Origin of the sequence: Gracilimonas sediminicola, assembly GCF_024320785.1 — a bacterium.
Classification (GTDB): domain Bacteria; phylum Bacteroidota; class Rhodothermia; order Balneolales; family Balneolaceae; genus Gracilimonas; species Gracilimonas sediminicola.
The window spans coordinates 132,168-157,631 of record NZ_JANDBC010000002.1 but is presented as its reverse complement, the minus strand read 5'-3'; the positions used below and the strand labels follow the sequence as shown (position 1 = coordinate 157,631).

Genomic DNA, 25,464 nt, shown 5'->3' with positions numbered 1-25,464 from the left:
TCTAATTTCCTTTAAAAATGAAAAGCATGGCTCCCAGCAGTGCAGTATATAAACTGTTTCCAAGGGTAAAAATTATAGGACTAAATCCGGTTGTATAAGCTTCTATGAAACTGCTTAATCCAAGGAAAATCAGGTTATGGAAAACAGCCGCCGCAGTGATAACAAGGAAAATCTGCCACAATAATAAACGCCCTTCTTTTCTTTGGTTCACGAAATTAAAGAAAGCAAAACACATCAGCGTTTTGGCAAACATGTGTAATCCCCAAAAGTCAAAAAGGGCATCCTGTACCAGGCCAAGTGAGGCAGCAAATAACACCAGCTTAATACGATCATATTTCATGGCCAGCCAAAGCAGGTAAAGAATCAGCGGGTCGGGAGTGGTTCCAAATAAGCTCAAGTGCTGAAAAATAAGTACTTCAGCCAGAATGAAACATAAGCCAATAAAAAAGTCTTTTAGGGTTTCTGCACTCATTCAAAAAGCTGATTATAATCTTGTTGAAGGTTTACGATACTCGTATCAGGCTGAAACTCGATGACAAAGCCTTGTGCAATATCAGCCAGCATCACAAAGGGTTCTAAATAAATACGTTGGGTTTCACGTCCCGGTTCCGGTTCAGACCGGATTACCTTTCCAATAGGAATACCGCCCGGAAATTGGTTGCTGTTTCCTGATGTTTCCACCACAAAGCCACTGTCAATAGGAATAGTCTTGGGTACAAAGTCCATCACAAGTTCACCATAAATATCACCCGGCCAGCTCACAATGCCATGAGCCTGATTCTCCTGAATGCGGGCGCTTACCCTGAACAGAGAATTATAATAGGGCATCACCTGGGAGTAGTAAGTTCCGGTGAGTACAATTTTTCCGATCAATCCATCAGAAGTAACAAGGGGCATTCCGTCTTCTAATCCGTCAGATTTTCCGGCATCAATGGTCAGGATATTATTTGATCCTGTTAACTGCTTCCCGACAATAGAAACAGGTGCTAATTCAAACTGACTGCGCTCTCTGTATCCCAGAAGACGTCGAAGCTCACGATTCTCTTGCTCAATGGACCGGAGCCGACTGAGCTCATCCTGCAATAAAATATTCTGGCGCTGCAGGTAGGTATTAGTGTTGAGGGCTTGGCGGTAAACCCTGATGTTAGCCAAAGGTTCTTCGAGCAGACTCAAGCCCGTGACGGAAATTTTTCGCAGGGTGTCAATGCCGCCCTGATGCCTGCCAATCATTATAGCTAAGGCAAAAACCAGGATAAGAGCGGTAACTATGTAATCTTTAGCATCACTTAAATTGAATGATCTAAATCGCATTCATTTCCAGGGGATTAGGAAATTACCGGACGGTAATATTCGAGATTTTCAAGTATGGCACCGGTTCCACGAACTACGGCTGTTAATGGATCTTCTGCAATGTGGACAGGGAGATCGGTTGTTTCCATGATCAGCTTATCCAGATTCTTTAACAAGGCTCCGCCTCCGGTCAGCATAATTCCGCGATCCAGAATATCGGCCGACAGTTCAGGAGGCGTTTGCTCCAGGGATTTCGTGATCGACTCAACAATGGTGTTTACCGATTCCGCAATGGCTTCGCGTGCATCTTTGGAAGTAATATGACGTGTTCTTGGAACACCGTTTACAAGATCACGCCCTTTGGTAATCATCTCCAGCTCTTCATCAAGAGGGGCGGCTGAACCGATTTCACATTTAATTTTTTCTGCCGTTCGCTCACCGATCAACAGGTTATGATTTCTTCGAAAGTAGTTGATGATGTCTTCGTTGAGCTCATCACCGCCTAAACGAACCGACTGCGCATAAACAATTCCTGATAGCGCAATTACGGCAATTTCTGTAGTACCACCGCCAATATCCACGATCATGCTTCCCACCGGCTCGTGAACATCCAGCCCGATTCCGATTGCAGCGGCCATGGGTTCATCCACAAGGTAAACTTCTTTAGCTCCGGCATGTTCGGCACTGTCACGTACGGCACGGCGTTCAACTTCCGTAATTCCGCTGGGTACACAAATAACCATTTGTCGGGTGGTGGAGTACCACTTCATCTTCACTTTCTTGATCATCCCGCGGATCATCTGCTCGGCAACTTCAAAATCAGCAATAACGCCATCTCTTAACGGGCGTACAGTTCTGATTTTGTTGTGCGTTTTCTCGTGCATCAACCGCGCCTGGTGGCCGGTAGCAACGGGAACATTCTGTTGATTGAGAGCAACAATAGAAGGCTCATTTAAGACAATACCTTCTCCCCGAGAGTAGATCAACGTGTTTGCGGTTCCTAAGTCAATAGCTATATCGGTGTAAAGAAAATCTAAAAAGCCCTTCTGAGCTTGTTTTTTTGAAGACTGTGAAGGGTTTGCTCCGCTGGAATCTGACATTTGCGCTGATTAAGTGAATTGAACTTTAATGGGATGATATAATCATGAGAAAATACAATATTGAAATTGTATTTGCGAATGTATAAGCAACGAATATTAGGAAATTTATGAAACCGAAATGTAAGGTCAGTTTTAAGCGGTAAATATCAGTGCTTAAAGTGACGTTTTCCGGTGAAGATCATAGCCATGTCGTATTCATCTGCTTTGGCAATTACTTCTTCATCTCGGATACTGCCTCCCGGTTGAATCACCGCTTTAGCCCCGGCTTTAGCTGCAGCTTCAACACCATCTGCAAAAGGGAAAAAAGCATCCGAGGCTATGGCCGATCCGCTTAAATCCAGTCCTTCTTTATTGGCTTTGGCAACAGCAATTTCCGAAGAATCCACCCGACTTGTTTGTCCGGAGCCGATTCCCAAAGTGCGACTGTTCTTAGCATATACGATGGCGTTAGACTTGATATGACGAACTACTTTCCACGAAAAAAGCAGGTCTTTCATTTCCTGGTCCGTTGGTTTTCGCTTACTCACAATTTCAAAATCATCCGGATTTGCAGGGGCCAAGTCAGCATCCTGATTCAGCAATCCTCCAAAAATTGACCGGAATGATGAAGCTTGTACTTCACGAACCGACTTTTTGATCCTGACTAATCGCCTGTTTTTTTTCTGTTGTAGCAATTCCAGGGCTTCATCCGAATAGTCGGGTGCTATGATGATTTCAGTAAAAATCTCATCAATGGCTTTTACTGTATCAATATCCATTTGCTGGTTTACAACAACGATGCCTCCGAAAGGAGAAACCCTATCGGTGCTGAAGGCTTTCTTATAAGCTTCGGTCAGGTTGTCGGCCACGCCCACGCCACTTGGAATGGTATGCTTGATGATGGCGCAGGCGGGCTCATCCTTATCGAAATCGGAAATGATGTTAAGTGCGGCATCTACATCCAGGTAATTGTTGTAACTGAGCTGCTTGCCATGAAAACAATCAATAAAATCATCCTGACTTCCATAAACGGCCGCTTTTTGATGGGGGTTTTCTCCATACCTGAGTTCCTGTGAAAGCGGGAGGGAGGTATTGAATTGACGGGCAGGCTCTTCCTCAATCAAACTCGTAAAATAATTGGCAATAGCACTGTCATAATCAGCCGTGTGAGCAAAAGCAGTTTTGGCCAGTTTCTGACGCGTCTCAAAAGAAATCGCCATCTTTTCTTCCAGCTCCTCGATAAAATCAGCGTAATGATCAGGAGAACTCAGAATAGAAACATGGGCAAAGTTTTTGGCTGCCGCCCGGATCATGGTTGGTCCACCGATGTCAATAAATTCTGTTGCATCGGCAGCAGTAACATCAGGTTCAGCAACTTTATCTTTGAAGGGATAAAGGTTCACAACTACCAATTCGATGGGAGTGATTCCCAGGTCTTTGATTTCATTCACATCAGGCTCGTGAGAAGTACGGGCTAAAATTCCGCCGTGAACCATAGGGTGCAGAGTTTTTACCCGGCCATCCAGGCACTCCTGAAACCCGGTAACCTCGGAAACATCTTTAACCGGAATTCCTTCTGCTTCAATAGCTTTGGCTGTGCCACCTGTTGATATAATTTCCACGCCGGCGTTATGAAGGGCTTTGGCAAGTTCTGATAAACCGGTTTTATCAGAAACAGAAAGCAGTGCGCGGTTGATTTTAAGAGGTGTTTTAGGAAGGGATGAGAGAGGTTTAAGAGCCACGGTTTTGGGTTTTGAAATTTATAAGTTTTGTAAGTGCTTCTGTATGGTTTGGGGATAGAGCCGATGCTCTTCCTTTAATATTCGCTTAGCTAAATCTTCCGGAGTATCGTTTTCATGAACCGGAACTTTGATTTGGGCAAGGATGGGCCCTTCATCAAATTCTTCAGTGACAATATGGACGGTGCAACCCGATTCAGTTTCCCCGGCTTCAAGTACTGCTTTATGTACATTGGAACCATAAAACCCTTTACCTCCAAACTTTGGAAGTAAGGATGGGTGAATATTCAGAATTCGGTTGGAATACTTCCTGATGACAGAGGAAGGAATTTTCTTCAAATAACCGGCTAAAGCTATCAGGTCTGCATCCCAGGCTTCTAATTGTCGCAAAAGTGCTTCTTCAAAATCCTGCTCAGAACCAGGTTCTTCAGGATTGATAACCTTTACGGGAATGTCGTTTTTTTCGGCCCGTTCAATGGCGCCTATTCCGGGTTTGTTGGTTATCAGGCCGCTGATGCGGGCAGAAAGCTCACCACGCTGAACAGCTTCAATTATTGACTGGAAATTGGTGCCCGAACCGGAGGCAAAAACAACAATATTCTTCAAGAAAGTAGTGATGGATTTTGCAGTGCCTGATTGGGCGTTGAAGATAGTAAATGTTTGGGTGTAATGAAGGACTTTCTTGCTAACCCGGCGGACCGGTTGATTGAGAAATATCGCGCCTGAATACCTGGTAATTGTTGAAGCTCCAGCTTACCTGGGTAATGGTGATTTTTACAACTGTAGCTATAGGTATGGCAACCAGCATCCCGATAATTCCTGCCGTTTCAGCACCAATCAGAATAATAAACAGGATCGCGACCGGATGCATGTCGGCCGATCGTGAGAAGAGCATGGGTTGAAATACAATGTTGTCCAACATCTGAACTACAAATATGGCCAGGATACAAGCTGCCACTAATGAGAAGTTGCCGGTTTCAATTATGGATACGATGATGGAAAGAAAATATCCCAGGATAGGTCCGAAGTACGGGATGGTATTTGCCAGCCCGACCGCGATCCCCACCGACATAGCGTTATCCAGTCCGGCTACGCTCAGTGTGGTCCAAGAAGACAGGGCGACCAGAAAACTTTGGAAAAGCACGCTTCTAAAATAAAGGCCAAGACGCTTTTCAATTTTGTCTATAACGGTGAGTGTGGTCTCGAAATACTTGTTCGGAACCAACTGAAGGAGGTCACGGCGGATTTTACTTCCGTCTTTAAGAAAAAAGAAAGCAGCAAAAGGTACTACTAATACAGCCGAAAAAATGTTGGTGAAAATACTGAGGGCGTCGCTTACAATGGTCGAAATCTGGTTTACGTTAAACAGCTCATTAAGTACTGCGGTAATATTTTCTTCCAGGAATCCGTCCGGCAGAAACTCAAATTTATTGGTAAGCTGATTTTCAACCTGTACCGCAATTCGCCGGATGTTTTCAATACTGAGTTGTGCGGTCAGTTCCGCCATTTGGTTAGCGATAATCGGGATAACGCTGGTGGAAATAAAAACAAGGATCAGGATTACGGTGGCCAGTATCAGTGTAATTCCAAACGTCCGGTTCAGCCCTGCTGATTGCAACCGATTGGCAAACGGATCCAGGATATAACTGAGTATCATTGCCAGGATCAGGAACACAACAAGGGTAGAGTAGTTGTATAGAATGAGCAGTGCCACAGCTACTGCCGCTGCCCCGAGAATAAATTTTACTACCCGTTCTAATGTGATATTTCCCAAAGAAGTTGTGCTATTAAATTAATAAACTTAATGAGTATCATTTCAACTAAACAAAACATAGTGAAAAAAGCAGTTACTTTTTCAGTCATATTTTTTTCTTTATTGACAGGTGAAATTTTTGGTCAGGTTCAATATAAATGGTTAGATGTAGGGAGTTTTCACAACTTCTATTCAAATATGGGTTCTGAAAGAGAGGAAGGCTTCATTCCAAATCAACAGGCTGGTTGGCAGTGGCCCGCGATTTATAAAGCACAGGATGCCCAGGCATCTAAAGCTCTTTGGTTAGGAGTAACAAACTTTACAGATAGTGCAGGAACACAATATGAGAACAGGGTGGTCCATGTGGGACCACGAGTATCAGGAGAAGGTGAGTTTTTTCCAGTTGAGATTAAATTGATTTCAAAGTTTCCTAAACCGGAAGTATATCTTTTTGATGAGCTGGAAGATAAAAATGATTCAGTTATAGATGATGTAGATCCAAATTTAGAAGCAGATCGCGTACTCTATAGTAAAACCAATACACTTATAGGAGTGACAGTAGAGCGTAAAGTTATGCAGTTCAGTCAGCAGTATCATGATAACTATCACATTATAGAATATATATTCACCAATACCGGTAATACAGATGCTGATTCCGAAATTGAACTTCCAAATCAAAGTATTGAAGGATTTATTCCTTTCTTTAAAAACCAAATGGCTCCTGTAAAACAATCAAGATATACTATCGGAAATGCCACAGGTTGGGGAATAAATACAATGTATGATCGCCGGGGAGATGGCCTACATCCTGAAGAGAAAGAAGATTTCAGGGCTTCTTTTGCCTGGCATGGCTACTTCCCTAATTTCGCGTACCCAAATTATGATAATATAGGAGCTCCGATCATTACTCCGAACACGGCCGGGGGATATTTAGCTTCTGATGATACCACAGGCAGACTTGCAGCTTATCACTTTGTTGGAACAGTAACATTACATGCCGATGCATCATCTTCTAATCCTGATGATGATCCAGAACAACCTTTTACAATGTCTGAAGAGCATAATGATCATCCTCTGTTTAGTAACAACGATGCATTTAATATTGAAAAAATGAACTCGGAATATGAAATGATGAGCGTGGGCAGGACTTCACCCCGACACGCATTTCAAGTAGAATCGGAAGGCTATGAGGGATTTACTGATCCGGGATCAGATCCATCTTTAGGGCAGGGTGGAGGATTTTCGTATACATCGGGTTATGGTCCATATTCCCTGGAACCGGGAGATAGTGTGCGTATTGTTGTAGCCGAGGCTTCAGCCGGGATATCAAGAAAGTTAGCCTATGAAACAGGATTAAAATTTAAGAATGGTGAAATAACGGATGTAGAAAAGAACGAAGTAGTATTTCAAGGAAGGGATTCTCTTTTTCAAACTTTTGAGCGGGCTTTAGCCAATTTTAAATCTGGCTACCAAATACCATCCGCACCAAAACCTCCATCAAAGTTCGAGATTGCTTCAACTGATACTGGAATTGTTTTGGAGTGGGAATATGACCAAAGTTTGATCAATAATATTGAGCGTTTTGAAATCTATCGGGCATCAGAGAAAGTAGATAGTACTTATCGCCTACTTTATAAAGCGGACAATGATGAGCGTTTGATTGTTGACGGCGAGCCATCATCCCGGAGAAACTATCCGGGCTATTTTCTTTTAGACAGTCCCGTTCGTGGTACAAATTACTACTATTATATTGTAGCTGTTGGCGAAACCAATGTTGATAGTACTGGGAATACTCCTATAGGCAGTCGTTTAAAAAGCAGCCGATATTACACTCAAACATATAACTTTTCACGTACTTTTCAGCCGGTTAGTAACGAAAGAGAAGTAGGGAGAGTTACTGGGATAGAGTTGTACCAAAATTATCCAAATCCATTTAATCCATCTACAACTATATCTTTTCGTCTCGACCGTTCTGAAAAAATTAAAATCCAGATTTTTAATTTAACAGGGCAAAGTGTGGCAACATTAGTTGATGGTTTAAAAAATGCCGGTACACATAACGTTGAGTGGAACGCCACCGACTTTGCCAGTGGTGTATATTTCTACCGGTTGGAAATGGAAAGGGGAGACTCGATTACCAAAAAACTTATTCTCCTGAAATGAGAGAGAGAAGTTCGTCCAGATGCTTTAAAATATTTTCTGAATCATACCCTTTTCTCATTAAATAGTCGAAAACTTTCTTCCGGCGTTTTTCTTCCGGCTCTCTTAGGTATCTCTTTTTCCTTTTGGTGATTAAAGTCATCATGCTTTCTTTGATCGCCTGATCTCCAAAAGTAGTATTAATTACCTGTTCGGCTATTGATTTTGAAATACCCTTTTTAAATAACTGAGTTCTGATTTTATAGGGACCCCAGTCGTTGAACTCAAACTTATCAGCAGCATACTTTTCTGCAAACTTCCGATCGTTGATGTATTCCTTTTGTTCGAACTCATCCAGAATTTCATCGATGAAGCTGCCCGAGTAGCCTTTTTTATAGGCTTTGTCTTTTAACTCTTTGCGGGAGTGGTCGCGCCGTGAGAGAATTCGAAACATGTATTCACGGGCAGCCCATTGGTCTTCCTGCTTCTCAATTTGCTGCAAAAAAGAAGGCGTTATTTCAACGCCCTTCTTTAGATTTAGTTTTGTAAGAGTAGAGTCGGAAACCCCAATCAGAAATTGGTTCTTGACGAAAATAGAGTACCGGCTGCTATTTTTCTTTTGAACCTGAATTTCGGAAACAGGGGCCGGAAGAAGCTTGAATGCTTCTTCCGAATACCGTTGATATTTATCCTTCTTCTTCAACGGCTTCTTTGTCTTTTTTCTTACCCTTTTCCTCCTCAACTTCCTCTAATTCTTCACCGCGGAGTTTAGCGCGAACCTGCTGCTCAATTTTATCAGCTAATTCAGGATCTTCTTCCAGGAACTGCATTGCTGCATCGGAACCCTGACCGATCGGTTCACCGCCATGACGGAACCAGCTGCCTCGCTTCTCGATAATGTCGTACTCTACGGCAAGGTCAAGAATTTCGGAAATGCGGGAAATCCCTTTTCCATACATGATATTAAATTCGACCACTTTAAAAGGAGGGGCCACTTTGTTCTTAGCTATTTTGACTTTGGTTCGGTTACCGATTACTTCGTCGCCACTTTTGATGGAGCCAATTCTGCGAATATCAATACGAACAGAAGAGTAGAATTTAAGGGCTCGACCACCGGTGGTGGTTTCCGGGTTACCAAACATTACCCCGATTTTCTCCCGAACCTGGTTAATGAAAATGCAGGACGTCCGGCTCTTGTTGATGATTCCGGTAATCTTTCTCATCGCCTGCGACATCAGCCGAGCTTGTAGCCCCATGTGAGAATCTCCCATTTCACCTTCCAGTTCGGCCCGTGGCACAAGCGCGGCTACGGAGTCAACCACAACTACATCGAGTGCGCCTGACCGAATCAAAGTTTCGGTGATTTCGAGTGCCTGTTCTCCGTTATCGGGTTGGGAGACCAATAGCTCTTCTACATTAATCCCCAGAGCTTTAGCATAGCGTGGATCAAAGGCGTGTTCAGCGTCAATAAAAGCGGCATATCCGCCGGCTTTTTGTGCTTCCGCAATTACCTGAAGGGCGAGGGTGGTTTTACCACTCGCTTCCGGCCCGTAAATTTCAGTTACACGTCCACGTGGAATTCCCTGCACCCCAAGTGCATAATCAACCATGATGGAGCCGGTGGATATTACATCAATATCCTGAATAGCTTCAGAACCCAGCTTCATGATGGTTCCCTTGCCGTGTTGTTTTTCTATTTGCCCTACGGCAATATCGAGGGCTTTCATTCGATCGTCTTTAGACATAATTGTATCCTGTTTTATTAATAAAAATCCGTGGTGTTAATGGCTTGGGTGGTTCAAGTTTCAAATCCCAAGCTCCAAATTCCAAATCTCAAGTTCCAAGTTTTAAAATATACGTTTCGTTAAGATGATTTTGTTCTTCGGTTTTGAATGATTGTCGAGAATATTTTTACAAACTCTGAAGCCTCTACTGTAAGTTTCTTTCTTCTATGCTCAAGTTCTGCATCATTAAACAAATGTATTAATCTTAGCCAATAGGCTGACTCTTTTGCTTCTTTTCTGCAAATCTTAATTCTGTAAATAAAGTCTTTATCACTCAGAGATTCATTAGCTTCAATGTAATTAGCCCCAACTGAACCGGAACTTCTTACTAATTGCTTAAGATCTTCAATATTGCAGATATCTTTTGGAACATTACGAGCAAAATCTCTTATCGAATGAGCAAAGCTATATGTCCGTTGATGTAAATCATATGTCTTGGCTGTACCCATCAATTTTGTAATTTGAAATTTGGTGCTTGGAATTTTTCCCGGGAACAAACTTACAAAGCCTGAATGACAGAACATGTCACCCTCTGAACAAACAATTTGAATATATGTTCAATATATGTGATAGACAAATTTCAGATGTACTCATTTAAAATATTTCCCCCAAAAGTTGTTTATGTGTGATACATGTTAGAGCAACTAAAAAGGGATTCCTTACAAAAAAAATTTTCAGGGCAGATTTTTCACAACAGTTCTAAGCTCATTTATGGCTTCATTAATCTGAGAAGTGGATATATAGGGGGCAGGCCCAAACCGTAGAATTTCACCACGGGCATCGGTGAAGACACCTTTTTCAAGAAGAGCAGCTCTTATTTCCCGGGCGTGGGGAGAGGTGAGTGAAAGGAATCCGCCGTTCCGTTCCAGAGGCTCTTCGTGGGTGAGGCGAATCACGGATTTGTCAAACTGATGGGCAAGAAATCGTTCTCTTAACATTCCGACTTGCGCCAGGTATTGTTCGCGCAAAACAGTTGGAGATAATCCGTGTTCCCGGAAAAACTCAACCACCCGGGCAGCTCGAAATTGGGAGGAAGGGTCATAAGTTCCGCTGGCAAAACGTTGGTTGCCATTATCATATTCCACCGGGGCATCGGTTCGGGGTTTGTCGAGAGAGCTGAACGCTGCGAACCATCCTGTAATAGCAGGACGATAGTCACAATCTTTTGGAAAACGAAGAAAGCAATTTGCTTCTCCCCACTGCAAATATTTGTAGCCTCCAATCAGGATAAAACAGTCTTCCAGCCCGGCTTCCCGGATAGACAGAGGAACAACATTGGTTCCGTGATAATCATCAATTAAAACGGGGATGTCTTTTTCTCTGGCCGCTGCAGCAATTTCGGTGAGGTGTGTATTAATAAGACAAGTCTCAAAATACACGCGGGAAAGCATGATGGCCGATGTCCGGTCATCCATTTCATCAATAATACGTTCTGCAAAATTTTCATCGGGTTCAGTTGCTACGCGAATAAACTCCAGGCCTTCTTCTTCCAGCCGGTGCAGCTGACGAAACAACGAATGAAATTCACCATCGGTGGATATAATTTTGGGCTTATTTTTAAGATCCAGACTGCTCATCCAGCTTACGAATAGCACATGAGTGCTTTCTTCACGACAATAGAATCCTTCAGGGTCATCATAAAAATCACGCAGGTAATTTCTGAGGATTTCCGTCTTTTCAAAAGCGATGTCCCATTTGTTGTCTACATGTTTTGCGCACACATCGAAATATTCGGTTTGTCCTTCCCGCGCTACATCCGGCCAGGCCTGGTGGGAGTGACCGGTAAAAAGAAGTCGGTTTGCTACATCGAAGTGAGAATAATGAGGGGAGAGCTTATTGGCTAAAAAATCAATATCAGACATAAAAAATAAGGGATGTACGTGAAGATAAAGGTGCTAAGTTAACTGTTTTTAAATGCCAAATGTTCGCATAAATCAAAATTTTGAACGGATAGCCCAAAGGTCAGGAAAAATGGGGTTGTTCAATGTTTTATGCAGGTATTTGGCACCGTCCGATCCACCGGTTCCTTTTTTGGTGCCGATGGTTCGTTCCACCATTTTAACGTGCCGGTAGCGCCACTCCTGCAGCCCTTCATCATAATCCACAAACAGCTCTGCGATTACAGCCGCCTCGGGGTCGTTTTTCATGGCTTTAACCAACATATCCTGAATTTCTTCGGAAGGTTCATGAACCAATCCCTTTTCATTTTCCCGTTCGGGATGGATGTCATATCCCCGCGTTCTCAGGTAGGCACAAAAACTTTCCCACAGCGTAGATTCCTCCATCCGCTGCTCCAATACCTTTATATGTGTGGGCTGATCTTTATGGGCTTCTTTCATTAAGGGGAAGCGGAGTCCACAAACGATTTCCATTTCCCGGAACTGCAGGGATTGAAACCCGCTCGACTGGCCCAGGAATTTTCGAAAGCTATTGAACTCAAGAGGGGTCATGGTTTCCAGGATATCAATTTGGGAGACCATGGTTTTTAATATGGTAAGAACCCGCCGCATGGTTTTAAGAGAAGCCCAGGTGTTTCCGTCTTCCAGGTTATTGCGGAGCTTCCCAAATTCATGCAATATCTGTTTGAACCACAACTCATAGGTTTGATGGATAATGATGAACAGGGTTTCATCATGTTCAGGTGGGTCTGATTTAAGCTGCTGTAGTTCAAGCAGTTCGTCGATTTTCAGGTAGTTGGTATATGTAAGGCTCATAGCTCGAATTTGATTGAGCCGAATGATAGCCAGATCAGCGGATTGATGCTAAAACTCAATTTGCAAGATAGAATCAGGTGATCCATTTCGTCAAAAATAGCTGAGATTTCTTGAAATCCGGGATAGGTTTTAACCATGCACGCTCAAAATTTATGTGCGAAATATTTAAAAAATGTTACTTGGTATGGTTTTGAGAATTTTTTCTATGAAGAAAACCTTGGAACCACACGGAATTTAAGATATCGAACCGGCGCACAACGAATAGTATAAAGGGCTTAAATTTGGCTGTTCATTTAAACTTTTAGGGAAATGCTGAGTGTTTAATAAACGGTAATTGGTGAAAAAATTTTTCATGGCAAGTCAATTAAAATTCAGATGGTTAAAGCATAAGCAAGGATTGGAAGTTATATAGAAGAAAATTTTTTATAAGGGTGGTGGGGATATCAGGGATATAGGTAAGAGAGAGAAGTAACTAAATGAAGCAGCTTCGAGGCAAAGGAATTAACGAAATTCAGTGAGTTTCACTGTTTGCTAAAAAACCTTCAACAAAAGTTTATTTCTTAATTGGAATTTTATACTATGCGGTTTCAGTCAACACTGAAAAATCCTGTTTGGGATTTCTACTGTTAAAAATAATTTTTCAGTCTATGGATGTTAAAAAGCTACTATCATTCTTCTTCTTTTTGCTTATCTCTCAATCCCTTCTCGCGCAAACCGGTAAGATAACCGGATTTGTAACTGACATGGAAGGGGAACCGCTTCCGGGGGTGAACGTAATTATTGCAGGAACAACCCAGGGAACAGCTACTCAACCGGATGGATATTATCAAATATTAAACGTGAAGCCGGGCACTTACACCCTTAGAGCCTCATTTGTGGGGTTTACTCCGGTTGTTATTGAAGAGGTGGAAGTAAACATCAACCTGACTACTGAGGTTGATATCGAAATGTCGGAACAAACCTTTGAAGGGGAAGAAGTTGTGGTTGTGGCTGAACAACCTGTTGTGAAGAAAGATGTTTCTTCCAGTCAGGCTAATATTAGTAAAGAAAATATTGATGCGCTTCCGGTAGCCAGTGTTTCTGATGTGGTTGGTCTGCAAGCCGGTGTTGAAGGTTTAAGCGTTCGGGGTAGTGGCTCTGATGAGATTTCGTTCAACCTGAATGGATTTACTCTTCGTTCCGGGCGAGATAACAGCCCGTTTACCGGAGTAAGTGTTACTTCAGTTGAAAATGTACAGCTGCAAACCGGTGGTTTTAATGCTGAGTACGGTAACCTCAGGTCCGGTTTGATTAATGTTACCAGTAAAGAAGGTAATCCTGATCGTTATACGGTAGATGGGCTGATTCGTATTACCCCTCCACAAAAGAAAAATGTAGGGCAGGATATAAACAGTCCTAATTCATACTGGCTTCGTCCTTATATGGATGATGAAGTGGCCTGGACCGGTACAGACAACGGAACCTGGGACCGATACACCCAGCAGAATTATCCATCATTTATTGGGTGGAATGCTTTTTCACAGAACCTTCTCGCTGACGACGATCCAACAAATGATTTGACACCTGAGGCAGCTCAGCAGGCTTTTCTATGGCAGCACAGAAAAGATTTTGCCATCACCGAGCCTGATTATGAAATTGATTTGACGGTAGGTGGCCCGGTTCCGTTTGTAAGTGAAAAGTTAGGAGACTTGCGGTTTTCATCATCTCTTCGCCAAACCCAGACCATGTACATGGTACCGCTTTCAAGAGACCGGTATCAGCAAACTACTTTCCAGACCAAAGTAACGAGTAATGTGGGAACGGGTATGAAATTGTCGATTGACGGACTGTACAGTAAGGAAACAGGTACAGGTGCCAGTCAGTCAGGTAATCCGGGCTTCTTTGTATCCCCGTCCGGTATTGCAGGTAGTATTGAACGGGTAAGTTTCATTGAGTCCAGATTATATGCTACCGATTACTGGGCGCCATCTGAAAGAGTAAGTGCAAATCTCGGGGCACAGTTTACTCACTCCATCAACAACAATACATTTTACGAAGTAAAGGTTAGCAACTATTATTCAAGTAACAGCACGAATCCCGGTGGATTTCGCGATACTTCCGATGTTGTTAGTTTTGGAGGAGTTGGTTTTTCTGCAGCTCCATTTGGATTCTTTGATGAGACCTCATTTGGCTTAGCGTCCGGTATGCGAATGGGAGTTGGAATGAGTACCTCCCGGGATAGTAGTGAGGTTTCTGACCTGAATGTGAATTTCGCCATCACCAGCCAGGTCGATCGCTTTAACTTGATCAAGGCGGGAATTGATTTTAACAGGACCAACAGCCGGGTAAACTACGGTTCTTTTGATAAGGTGCTACCTTCAGGCCGTACCCGCTCCGTTTGGAATACAACTCCGTACCGAATAGGAGCATATGTTCAGGATAAGTTAGAGTTCCGTGGTATGATAGCTAACCTGGGGCTTCGCCTGACCTACAATGACCCGAATGTTGAGTGGTATGATTATGAGCCTTTTACTGATTTATTTTCGAGTGGAAACGCTTCCGCGCTGGACACGGCAGCTACTTCAGATGTTGATCCTCAGGTTGTACTGCAGCCACGCTTAGGGGTTTCTTTCCCAATCACCGAAAGCAGTAAGCTGTTCTTTAATTACGGACATTTCGTTCAGCTACCGGATCCAGAAAACCTGTATCTGGTCCGAGTTGAGCCTTTTACGAATACCGTAACACGTATTGCTGCTCCGGGTAATAGTTTACCTAAAACCGTTGCTTATGAACTCGGATATGAGCAAAACTTATTCGATAATTATTTGATACGAATAAGCGGTTACTATAAAGATTTGACCAACCAGCCTATTCAGGTTTCATTTACAGGACGTGATAACAGCAACTACACGGTTAGCCGGCCATTTTCATATGAAGATATCCGCGGTATAGAATTTACTCTCAGAAAACAAAGAGGAAGATTTTTCTGGGGTGAAATTAATTACACCTATGATGTGCAAACGACTGGGTTTTTTGGAACGCTTGAAAACTATGAAAACCCATTTGAGCAACGTCAATACGAGCGCTTAACAGCTGATAATGACATAAACAGATCAACACCACGTCCTTATGCCCGCTTGCAATTGTATTTCCAGACACCATCTGATGTTGGACCTGAATTTCTTGGTGGCCACCCCTTAGGTAGCTGGCAGGTTGTGCCATTAGTTACCTGGAGGGCAGGGGATAAGTTTACTTATACAGGAGGAGGTTCAATTCCCGGTATAGTGGATAACCTGCAATACAGAGATTTCTGGGGAACCAGCCTGCGATTGACAAAACGCGTGGACCTCGGGGACGGATCTAACCTTCGATTCTTTGCTGATGTGAGTAATGTGATCAACCGAAGAAACTTCAGCATTTTCAATTCCGGCCTGATTGACGGTAACGATTACCTGGATTATATGGCTTCACTTCACCTGCCAAAAGGAAAGCTTGAAGAGATAAATTTATTGAGCTCGCGTGTTCCCGGTAACGATCAACCAGGCGACTACCGTCCTGCAAGTGTTGAGTATGTACCGATTGAAGCTACTACTGATTTGGGAACCATAAGTAACCCGAACGGGCGGGCCTTGTACTACAATACCCAGGAAGGAAAGTATTACCAGTTTGAAAACGGATCTTTTGTTGAAGCAGATAAGGGCTTTGTCAATAAAGTGTTAGACGACAAAGCATATATCAATATGCCTAATCAACGGTTTTTCAATTTCCTTGATCCAAGGACGATCCGTTTTGGTGTAAGATTTTCGTTTTAAATAACAGAGCAGTAATAATTAAACAAGCGTAATGAGTAGAAAGAATTTGTATAAGAGTATCTGTGCTTCGCTACTAATAGCCTTTGGGTTGTCTGCTAATGCCTATTCGCAAGTAGAAAACAGATGGTTATCGGCGGGGTCTTTTCACAATTTTTATTCCAGTATTGGCTCTGAAATTGAAGAAGGCTTTATCAAGGAACAGCAGGGCGGATGGCAATGGCCTGCTATTTACAGAGGTCAGGATGCCCAGGCCATGAAAGCACTTTGGCTTGGAGTAACAGACTATACGGACGAAAACGGAACTACCTTCAGCAGCCGGGTAGTCCATGTGGGCCCTCGTGTAACCGGGCTTGGAGAATTTTACCCTGTGAGCATGGAAACGGTAAGTAAGTTTCAGCCACCATCAGTTACTGTAGATGGTTTGGATTCATTTTCAAAAAGTGTACAAAACGATCGTATAGATCCAAACCTGGAAGCTGACCGTGAAATACGCGTGGTTACAAACACCCTGATTGGTGTTACGGTAAAAAGAACCATCAAGCAGTTTAGCCAGCAGTACCACGATAACTATCACATTATTGAATATACCTTTGTAAACACAGGCAACACTGATGATGACCCTGAGATTGAAATGCAGGGGCAGGATATCACAGGTTTTGTACCCTACTTTCTGAACCGAATGGCACCGGTTAAAGCTTCCCGATATACCATCGGTAACGCAACAGGCTGGGGTATTAATACCATGAATGATCAGCGAGGGGACGGTGCCCGACCCGGTGAACCGGAAGACTTCAGGGCTTCTTTTGCATGGCATGGCTATTTCCCAAGTTTTGCCAATCCAAATTATGACAATATCGGAGCCCCGATTTTTGTACCAAATACCACCGGTGGTTATTTATCAGCCGATGATACCACAGGAAGGCTGGCAGCCTATCACTTTGTAGGAACCGTAACGCTGCATGCGGATGCCTCCTCAACGGATCCTACCGATGATCCAGGTCAGCCTTTTACCATGTCGTATGAGCATAATGATGATCCATTATACAGTAACAACGATGCTTTTAACGTTACTAAAATGGAAGATGAGTACGAGATGATGAATCGTGGCAGGGTTTCACCCCGACATGCCTACGTGGTAGAGCCAAGTGGTTTTGATGGTTTTGTGAACCCTTCAAACGATCCTTCTTTGGGTGAAGGTGGAGGGCAGGCTTATACCTATGGATATGGACCTTATGACATTGCATTCGGAGACAGTGTGACTATCGTCATAGCTGAAGCCTCATCAGGTATTTCACGGGAGGTAGCCAATGAAACAGGTGCCGCTTTTAAGAGAGGCGATATCACAGCTGAAGAAAAGAACAGGGTGGTTTTCCAGGGAAGAGACTCTTTGTTTCAAACATTTGAACGGGCCATTGCGAATTACGAATCCGGATATGCCATCCCCGAAGCGCCTGAGCCTCCAAGTATATTTACGGTAACCTCTGCAGGTAACGGAATTGACCTGGAATGGGAATACACCGGAAATACATCGAACCTATCAGGATTTAGAATTTACCGTGCTTCCGGCCGGTTAGACAGTACATACCGGCTGTTGTATGAAGCTGATCCGAGTGAGAATTTTATTAAAGACGGGGATGTGGATCGCGGACCTGAATATTTATTGGATCCCCCTATTCGCGGGCTCGACTACTACTACTATATAGTAAGTGTCGGCAACGTGAACAACGATGGAACCGGGCAAACGCCAACGAATACAGAGTTGGTCAGTAACCGATACTACATGCAAAGCTACGACCCTGCGCGCTTGCTGCGACCTGCCGGTGAAGCGATGGCAGATATACGAGTAGTTCCGAACCCGTATCGGGCCAATTCCCCCGTTGAATTGAAATTTGGAAGTGTAGCCAGTGAAGACCGGGTTGCCTTTTTTGAGGTACCGAGTGTCTGTACTATTGAAATCTACACCGAGCTGGGAGAAAAAATAAGGACTTTGACTAACACAAATGGCAGCGGTGACATTTACTGGGATGTAAAGACCGACTACCGTCAAAGAGTAGCCAGTGGCATTTACATTGCCCGAATTATCAACGAAGATCCCAACAGTGATGAATTCGGCAGAGTAGCTACAAGAAAAATTGTAATCATACTATAGGTGTAAAAGTGAGATTAACCAAAGCAATATTCCTCTGTATTTTAGCGCTTCTTTGTACCTCAGATATATACGGGCAAAAGAAAAGAGCGCAAACAAGTATGAAATTCTTAAGTGTATCGCCCTCTGCCAGAGCTTCTGCCCTATCCGGAGCCGTTACTTCGGTTGAAATGGGAGCCTACTCTGCCTTATACAACCCGGCAACCATGGCCTATATAAACGGTACGTACACCGCAAGCGTAGGGGCTGTGCAATGGATAGCGGACATCAACCACAATTCAGCCACGCTGGTTTATCAGCCGGCCGATGGTAAATTCGGGGTTATAGGGTTAAACGCTATTTCGGTGGATTACGGAGACATCCTATCCACGGCAAGAGCCGACAACGAGCAGGGCTATATTGACCTTGGAACCATCAATCCAACAGCCTTTGCGGTAGGCCTTTCTTATGCAAATGCGGTGACCGACCAGTTTTCAGTTGGTGCAAACTTCAGATACAGTAATCAAAACTTAGGAAGTGCTGCAATTAGCACGGATGGGGCAGGGAACTACGAGACCCAATCATTTTCGGCGGGAACCGGGGTGCTGGATTTCGGAGTGCTCTATAAAACAGGGTTCAGAAGTTTGAATTTTGGAATGGCGCTTAGGAATTTCTCTCCGGAAGTAAGTTATGATGATGAAGGAGCTGAGCTTCCGCTTACGTTTAAGATTGGGGTTTCCATGGATGTGCTGGACTTGACGAATCTTGACCCGGATGTTCATTCATTATTGGTAAGTATAGATGCGAATCGCCCCAGAGACTATGATGAACAACTTCTGTTCGGTCTGGAATACACGTTTATTGATCGGTTCGTACTTCGCGGAGGATATGGTTTCCCGAAAGATGAAGAGCAGCTTACTTTCGGTGCCGGTATCAAACAGCCTATCGGTCCATTAGTGCTGAGTGTTGATTACTCATATACTCAGTTCGGTGTTTTTGGAGAGGTAAACAGGTTTAGTGCTCAAATAGGATTTTAAATGACATTAGTAAGCATGAAGTTCAGAAAAATAAATCATCTCGTATTATTAGCAGTTTTAGCTACCGGATTGATCTCCTGTAAAGAAGGCAATAGTGTGTACGATCCGGGCTATGAGCCTTCCCGACCCAATCCCGTTGTAACCAATATTACCCCAGAGGACGGATATCTGGCCGGGGTAGATTCGGTAATAGTGACAGGCGAAAATTTTGCAACCGATGTTGATAGTGTAGTAATCAACTTTGGCGGTTCTGCAGGAGTGGTTAAAAGCGCGACTAAAACACGATTGGTGGTTCGCCCGGGCACTATTTGGGGTGATGATTTGGATGTTCGAGTAGGTGTGCGTGGAGCAGAATTTTTTAGCGAAGCGTATCAATATGATCTGTTCCAGCCCTTTGGTTTATATCCGGGGGTTGATGACAGCAACACGCCAACATCTCCCGTAGCAGTTGACGCTCAGAACAATATATATACCATTATTAACACGAATGGGATTATCAGGTACACGAGAATTTCTCCCGATGGAACTGTTACTACTGATATGACCAGGTATCCAACAGAGTTAGATGACAATGATAACCCCTATCCGGCTGACAGTAGTATGCGCTTTACTGCTTACAGCACGATGGAAGTGGGGCCGAATGGTGATTTATTTATGGCTCAGCAGAACCTGAGAGCTATTTTCAGTAAAACATTCGGTGATGACCTGCAGGAAGGTGTTTGGGCGGCTTCTTCGTCCGGTAACCTAAAGATTCGTGATATTGTATTTGATAACAACGGGTACCTGTGGGTTGTAGGAGCAGACAGTGATCAAATTCACAGATTCAACACGGCTAATAAAAATGAGTCCAAGACTCCCTTTGCAGGAGCGCTGTCTTCGGTTGCATTTTATAGCAATAACAACGAGCTATTTGTAGGTGGAGAAATTGATGGCGGACAAAAAGTTTGGAAATTTACCATTGATGGAGGAGGAAACCTGACACAGGGAGGTCTCTATTTTGACTACGGACAGCATTACGGAGGTTCTGTTTCAGATATGATATTTGCTTCGAATGGTGAATTAATTATAACAACGGGTAGAGAAATAAATGATGTATCGAAGCCAAGTATGGTAAGGGTATTCCCTGATGGGCGACATGAAGCTTTCTACGAAGGAATGCTAAAGCCCGGTGCCACAAGCATAACCTGGAGGGATGATGAATTTGCTGTAGTAACGGTTCGTGGAGATGAAAACAGCATTAACTTCCTGGATATGAATGACCGAAGAAGAGCCGGGATTTTCGGATTTTAACTAAAACGATAACCAAAACAATAACCTAATAAGACCTATCGATAAAAAGATACAAAGGAGATATATGATGAAAACGAATAAACTATTAATGGTGCTAAGTTTTATGCTGTTACCGGCATTGGCTTTTGCACAGTGGACGCAGGACACAACATTTGTCCCTGATGGAGATGATCTCTTCTTCGAGGTACATGGTGTAGCCGTAGATAATGAAGGCAAAGTTTGGGTTCAGTCATTTTATTCGACTGAAACTATAGTTGTTAACAGAGATCTCGGGGATGACGGGGTGCCAGATACATTAAGTACCCGTGCCATTTACGTTTACAATGCGGATGGTACACCTGCTGATTTCTCGCCACTTACCGTATTAGAATGGGAAGATGGAGAAACACCTAACGATACCCTGGGTAGATACTGGGATCCTTCATTAAACGATGGAGCGGGAGGATATGATACCCGATCCGGTCGAGGTATTGAAGCTGATTATGATGGTAATATCATTATTTCTCAGTGGAACGTATTATTCAAACTGAACTCAGATGGTAAAGTATTAGCTAAAGTTGCTCCAGAAATTGGTTCACTTACAGAAGCTTCTACTGACCGTGATGGTAATGTTTACGTTTCTGCTGTAGTAGCAACAGATGCTCCTATCGTTAAGTACGATCCTAATCTCGAGAATCCTGAAGAGATCATAACTCTTACTTCAAGCTTTTCACGTGACTTCCAGGTTTCCCCTGATGGAAACAAAGTCTGGTGGGCTGGATATACCTTAGGTGCTGTGCTGGAATACTCACGTCCCGACGAATTCAGTAGCTTTGGTGCTGTACCAGATACTGTTTTAAGAGGTTATAAAGCGGAAAGCTTCGATCTACATCCACAAACCTATAACCTGTGGATTGGTTCAGGTTCATTGAATGATGTACCAGCTGAAGGTATTCAACCACAAACCTGGTATGCCTTTGACTATTCTACATTGGGTTCTGACGAAACAAGATTGGACAGTATCCAATGGGCAGCTGGTGCTGATGTAACATCCGGTTATGACAACGCACGTCCTCGTGCTCTTGACTTCTCGCCTGATGGTACCATTGCATACATTGGTTCATTCAGTGCTGGTGAAACAGATGTGGATCTTCAGAAGTTTACCACCGATCAGGTTTATACTTCTAACGAAGATGAGAACAAGAATGAGATTCCGGAAGGCTATAGCTTAAGCCAGAACTATCCGAATCCATTTAACCCAACGACTAACATTGAATATACGATCAACCAGGCAGGTCCTGTAACTCTGAAAGTATATGACATGACAGGTCGTGAAGTGGCAACTCTTGTAAATACCCGAATGAATGCAGGAGAGCACGTAGTTTCTTTCGATGCTTCTAACCTGTCTTCCGGCGTTTACATTTATTCGCTGCAGGCTAATGGCGTTCGACTAACGAACAAAATGACTCTGATTAAGTAACAGGCAATAAGCCGATAAAAGGCAGCCTTGTGCTGCCTTTTTTTTTACACCTATGAAAAATGAATATCATGTCGTTTAAAAAATCAATACTACTGCTAATTGTAAGTTTACTTGCCGGCAGTACGCTTGCTCAACAAAATGAGCCCCCTAAAAAAGAATTCAGAGCCACATGGATGGCAACGGTAATAAACCTGGATTGGCCCGCCTCAGGAAATCTACCCGTACGTTTTCAAAAAGAAAGTTTGACTGACCGCCTGGATGACCTTAAAGCAGCGGGAATAAACACCTTGTATTTTCAGATAAGAACTGAAGGAGACGCTCTGTATGATTCAGATACTGAACCATGGTCGAAGTATTTGACAGGAGAAGAAGGCGTTGCTCCGGATCCATATTGGGATCCTTTAGAATTTGTAATTGAAGAAGCTCATAAAAGAGGAATGGAGCTTCATGCATGGCTGAACCCTTACCGCGCGATGCGTACAATTCCTGATGATTTCTCACAAAAGATTTTCAACAATGAAAACATCGACGAAAGCCTGAAACCTATTCTCGGCAGATACTACGATGCGAACTCAAAAAATAAGCTTCCCGGAACTACCGCACGCGATTCTCTGCATGTAGCAAATAAGCATCCGGAGTGGCTGTTTGTAATGAATGACAAAATTGCCATTATGAATCCCGGCCTGCCGGAGGTAATGGAATACAATGTAAAAGTGGTGATGGATGTAGTAAACCGCTACGATGTGGATGGAATCCACTTTGACGATTATTTCTATCCATATCCTCCCAATCACATGGGCAGTTCAAATAAAAATGAAGCTCTTGATGATAGTACATTCGCCCAATACCCGCGGGGCTTTGATGACAAAGACGACTGGAGAAGGAATAACATCGATCTCTTTGTGGAAATGCTCCATGACAGCATCCAGGTGGTAAAACCCTGGGTTAAATTCGGTATCAGTCCCTTTGGAATTTGGAAAAGCGGAATACCTCAGGGCACGAGTGGTATGGATGCCTACAGCGTAATCTACGGTGATGGTATCGCATGGCTGGAACAACGAACAATTGATTATATAACCCCTCAGTTGTACTGGGCATTTACCCGATTCGGGACGGCCCAGGATTATGGCAAGCTTGCAGACTGGTGGGCGGAACAGGCCGTGGCTAATGATCGCCATATCTATCCGGGGCATGGACTTTATCGTTCCAGCAGCAGTACCTTTTCCAATACCTTGTTTGATGCCGATGAAATACCCCGTCAAATTCGCCATAACAGGAATAATGAAAACATAAGCGGAAGTGTGTTTTTCAGATCCAGCAACATTACCACCTATTCTTCCAAAGGATTTGCGGATTCCCTGAAAACGAACTTCTACAAGTATGCAGCCCTGCAGCCCACCATGGCCTGGAAAGATACAACGGCCCCGAACAGCCCTCAAAACTTGGTGGTAAACCGGGATTCCGAAAAGGAATATGTATTTGAGCTGAGCTGGGATAAGCCGGAAGTTGACATGCAGACTAAAGCATCTGCTACCGGTCATGTTGACACGCTGATTAAATATGCGGTTTACCGGGTAGATGCCGGTTCGTCTCCAAATACTGTTGAAGAGATGGAAAGCCCTTATAACCTGGTTGCCGTAACCGGGGAGACGTCATATACCGATATCGCTCCTCCATCCGAAGAAAGTCACTGGTACTTTGTTACAGCTGTGAGCCGAAACAATGTAGAAAGTGAACCTACAGCCGCTGCCGAAGGTGGAATCGTGGTTTCAAACGAGGAGGTTGAGGAGACACCGGAGCAAATTTCCCTGTCTCAAAACTATCCGAATCCTTTTAACCCGGTAACGCGAATTACCTTCGATTTGCCCAATAGTGGCTTCACCACGTTGAAAGTTTTTGACATGCTTGGCAGGCAGGTTACCGAGCTGGTCAGCCGAAATATGACGGCCGGAGAACATACCGTTAATTTTGATGCCTCCGAATTGTCGTCAGGCATTTATATCTATCAGCTTAACATGGGTGATGTTTCCCTGACCCGAAAAATGACGCTGATTAAATAATGACCACCCGCAGATCTTTCTTAAAAAACGTAGGACTGAGTGCCCTGGGAATGGGCACTTTGTTCAACGGTAAACATTCCGATGAAGAAAGCTTTCGAATTGTCCACCTGACCGACCAGCACGTCACCTCTCGCAGGCAAGGACATGAGGGATATAAAAAGTGTATCCAATCCATTAATGCGCTTGATCCTGCCCCTGATTTAGTGTTGATGGGCGGAGATATGGTGTTTGACGGTTTGTACACCGAACTTGAGACTTATCAGGAATCTATACGACTTTATCGAAGTATCACGGAAGAGCTTAATGTACCTTATTATCATTGCCTTGGAAACCATGATGTGCTCGGGCTTTCTTCCCGACGAAAAGTTCCGAAAGATCATCCAGGCATAGGCCGGAAAATGATTATGGAGGAGCTGGGGATGGAGAAAGATTACTACAGCTTTAATCATAAAGGTTGGCACTTTGTAGTGTTGAATTCCATTTTTGAGTTTGAAGGGGAGAACGGCCCGGCCTATAAACCCATGATCGGGGAAGAACAAATGGACTGGCTCCGCCACGACCTTGGCGATCATAAAGACATGCCGGCTATTCTTGTTTCGCATATGCCTGCTTTTTCTCATAAAGGGCAAATCAACAGCGATTTTGAGATGATGGCCATGAGTCCTTTCATCTTGCAGGATAATATTGATCTGCGGTATGTTTTAGAGAGGCATAATGTAAAAATGTTGCTTCAGGGACATACTCATATCAACGAGGATTTTAGATTTAATGATGTGTGGTACACAACGTCTCAGTCTGCTTCTGCCGCATGGTGGGGTGGAAACTGGTTAGGATTTAAACCCGGATATACGGTGTTTGAACTTGGTAATAAAGACATTTTGAAGTGGTATCCCGTGGAGTACGAATGGGAGCATCAGCTTGAGCCTGAGGATACCGTGGAAAGAGAAAGAATACAGACCAGACAACAACTGGAGCAAAGGCAGGATAGCCTTTACCGCGCCGAAATTGAGAACTAAGGTGAGTTTTAATTATTGGAAAAGAAGAATGACTGTCATCGCGAGGAGAAGCATATGATGAAGCAGGACTCTATTGTTTGACGACGAAGCGATCTCCTTGATTTATTTGGGATATCGGTTAAGGGAGATTGCCGCGTCGTTATGCATCACGGCTTTACATTCTTATTGACGAGCTCCTCGCAATGACG

General features: G+C 43.6%; 19 protein-coding genes. 8 read left to right on the top strand and 11 right to left on the bottom strand.

Translation table 11 applies throughout. The features are described from left to right. Position 1: 1 nt before the first annotated feature. The 6 genes from mreD to NM125_RS10490 form a co-directional block, all read right to left on the bottom strand. Positions 2 to 472 carry a rod shape-determining protein MreD gene (gene mreD, locus NM125_RS10515; protein WP_255134878.1) on the bottom strand — a complete coding sequence of 157 codons (471 nt, stop codon included), beginning with the start codon at positions 470 to 472 and terminating at the stop codon, positions 2 to 4. Then, positions 469 to 1,311, bottom strand: a complete 843-nt coding sequence (gene mreC / locus NM125_RS10510) for a rod shape-determining protein MreC (RefSeq protein ID WP_255134877.1) — start codon at positions 1,309 to 1,311, stop codon at positions 469 to 471. The genes mreD and mreC overlap by 4 nt, the downstream gene beginning before the upstream one ends. A 14-nt stretch (positions 1,312 to 1,325) precedes the next feature. Next, positions 1,326 to 2,390 carry a rod shape-determining protein gene (locus NM125_RS10505; RefSeq protein ID WP_255134876.1) on the bottom strand — a complete coding sequence of 355 codons (1,065 nt, stop codon included), beginning with the start codon at positions 2,388 to 2,390 and terminating at the stop codon, positions 1,326 to 1,328. A 146-nt stretch (positions 2,391 to 2,536) separates the two neighbouring features. Further along, entirely contained in the window at positions 2,537 to 4,111 is a 1,575-nt protein-coding gene (purH, locus tag NM125_RS10500) for a bifunctional phosphoribosylaminoimidazolecarboxamide formyltransferase/IMP cyclohydrolase (protein ID WP_255134875.1), read from the bottom strand. Between the two features lie 18 nt (positions 4,112 to 4,129). After that, the gene (gene purN, locus NM125_RS10495) at positions 4,130 to 4,714 is read right to left on the bottom strand and encodes a phosphoribosylglycinamide formyltransferase (RefSeq protein WP_255134874.1); all 585 of its coding nucleotides are present in this window, start codon (positions 4,712 to 4,714) and stop codon (positions 4,130 to 4,132) included. A 79-nt stretch (positions 4,715 to 4,793) separates the two neighbouring features. Next, positions 4,794 to 5,882, bottom strand: a complete 1,089-nt coding sequence (locus tag NM125_RS10490) for an AI-2E family transporter (RefSeq protein ID WP_255134873.1) — start codon at positions 5,880 to 5,882, stop codon at positions 4,794 to 4,796. A gap of 30 nt (positions 5,883 to 5,912) precedes the next feature. Here NM125_RS10490 and NM125_RS10485 point away from each other — a divergent pair, with 30 nt between their 5' ends. After that, positions 5,913 to 8,024 (top strand): T9SS type A sorting domain-containing protein, encoded by a 2,112-nt coding sequence (locus tag NM125_RS10485; RefSeq protein WP_255134872.1) that lies wholly within the window; start codon positions 5,913 to 5,915, stop codon positions 8,022 to 8,024. On the opposite strand, the gene NM125_RS10480 is transcribed toward NM125_RS10485, so the two are convergent. The 5 genes from NM125_RS10480 to NM125_RS10460 form a co-directional block, all read right to left on the bottom strand. Further along, positions 8,008 to 8,703 (bottom strand): regulatory protein RecX, encoded by a 696-nt coding sequence (locus NM125_RS10480; RefSeq protein ID WP_255134871.1) that lies wholly within the window; start codon positions 8,701 to 8,703, stop codon positions 8,008 to 8,010. The genes NM125_RS10485 and NM125_RS10480 overlap by 17 nt on opposite strands. Further along, a complete protein-coding gene (recA, locus tag NM125_RS10475; protein ID WP_284700201.1) occupies positions 8,687 to 9,745 on the bottom strand; it encodes a recombinase RecA in 1,059 nt (352 codons plus the stop codon). The genes NM125_RS10480 and recA overlap by 17 nt, the downstream gene beginning before the upstream one ends. Positions 9,746 to 9,864: 119 nt before the next feature. Beyond that, on the bottom strand, positions 9,865 to 10,308 hold the full coding sequence (locus NM125_RS10470) for a four helix bundle protein (protein WP_255134870.1): 444 nt from the start codon (positions 10,306 to 10,308) through the stop codon (positions 9,865 to 9,867). Between the two features lie 150 nt (positions 10,309 to 10,458). Continuing rightward, the gene (locus NM125_RS10465) at positions 10,459 to 11,646 is read right to left on the bottom strand and encodes a kynureninase/PvdN C-terminal domain-containing protein (protein WP_255134869.1); all 1,188 of its coding nucleotides are present in this window, start codon (positions 11,644 to 11,646) and stop codon (positions 10,459 to 10,461) included. A gap of 72 nt (positions 11,647 to 11,718) precedes the next feature. Then, a complete protein-coding gene (locus NM125_RS10460) occupies positions 11,719 to 12,498 on the bottom strand; it encodes a tryptophan 2,3-dioxygenase (protein ID WP_255134868.1) in 780 nt (259 codons plus the stop codon). 647 nt (positions 12,499 to 13,145) lie between these two features. On the opposite strand from NM125_RS10460, the gene NM125_RS10455 reads away from it, so the two are divergent. The 7 genes from NM125_RS10455 (at position 13,146) to NM125_RS10425 (ending at position 25,276) form a co-directional block, all read left to right on the top strand. Next, positions 13,146 to 16,289 (top strand): TonB-dependent receptor, encoded by a 3,144-nt coding sequence (locus tag NM125_RS10455; protein WP_255134867.1) that lies wholly within the window; start codon positions 13,146 to 13,148, stop codon positions 16,287 to 16,289. Between the two features lie 31 nt (positions 16,290 to 16,320). Further along, positions 16,321 to 18,438: a T9SS type A sorting domain-containing protein gene (locus NM125_RS10450; protein ID WP_255134866.1), complete on the top strand. Its 2,118-nt coding sequence runs from the start codon at positions 16,321 to 16,323 to the stop codon at positions 18,436 to 18,438. Positions 18,439 to 18,446: 8 nt separating this feature from the next. Beyond that, positions 18,447 to 19,451 (top strand): PorV/PorQ family protein, encoded by a 1,005-nt coding sequence (locus NM125_RS10445; RefSeq protein ID WP_255134865.1) that lies wholly within the window; start codon positions 18,447 to 18,449, stop codon positions 19,449 to 19,451. Positions 19,452 to 19,466: 15 nt separating this feature from the next. Further along, positions 19,467 to 20,741: an IPT/TIG domain-containing protein gene (locus NM125_RS10440; protein ID WP_255134864.1), complete on the top strand. Its 1,275-nt coding sequence runs from the start codon at positions 19,467 to 19,469 to the stop codon at positions 20,739 to 20,741. 64 nt (positions 20,742 to 20,805) lie between these two features. Next, entirely contained in the window at positions 20,806 to 22,200 is a 1,395-nt protein-coding gene (locus NM125_RS10435; protein WP_255134863.1) for a T9SS type A sorting domain-containing protein, read from the top strand. Between the two features lie 68 nt (positions 22,201 to 22,268). Next, on the top strand, positions 22,269 to 24,260 hold the full coding sequence (locus tag NM125_RS10430; protein WP_255134862.1) for a family 10 glycosylhydrolase: 1,992 nt from the start codon (positions 22,269 to 22,271) through the stop codon (positions 24,258 to 24,260). Further along, entirely contained in the window at positions 24,260 to 25,276 is a 1,017-nt protein-coding gene (locus NM125_RS10425; RefSeq protein WP_255134861.1) for a metallophosphoesterase family protein, read from the top strand. The genes NM125_RS10430 and NM125_RS10425 overlap by 1 nt, the downstream gene beginning before the upstream one ends. Positions 25,277 to 25,464 lie beyond the last annotated feature (188 nt).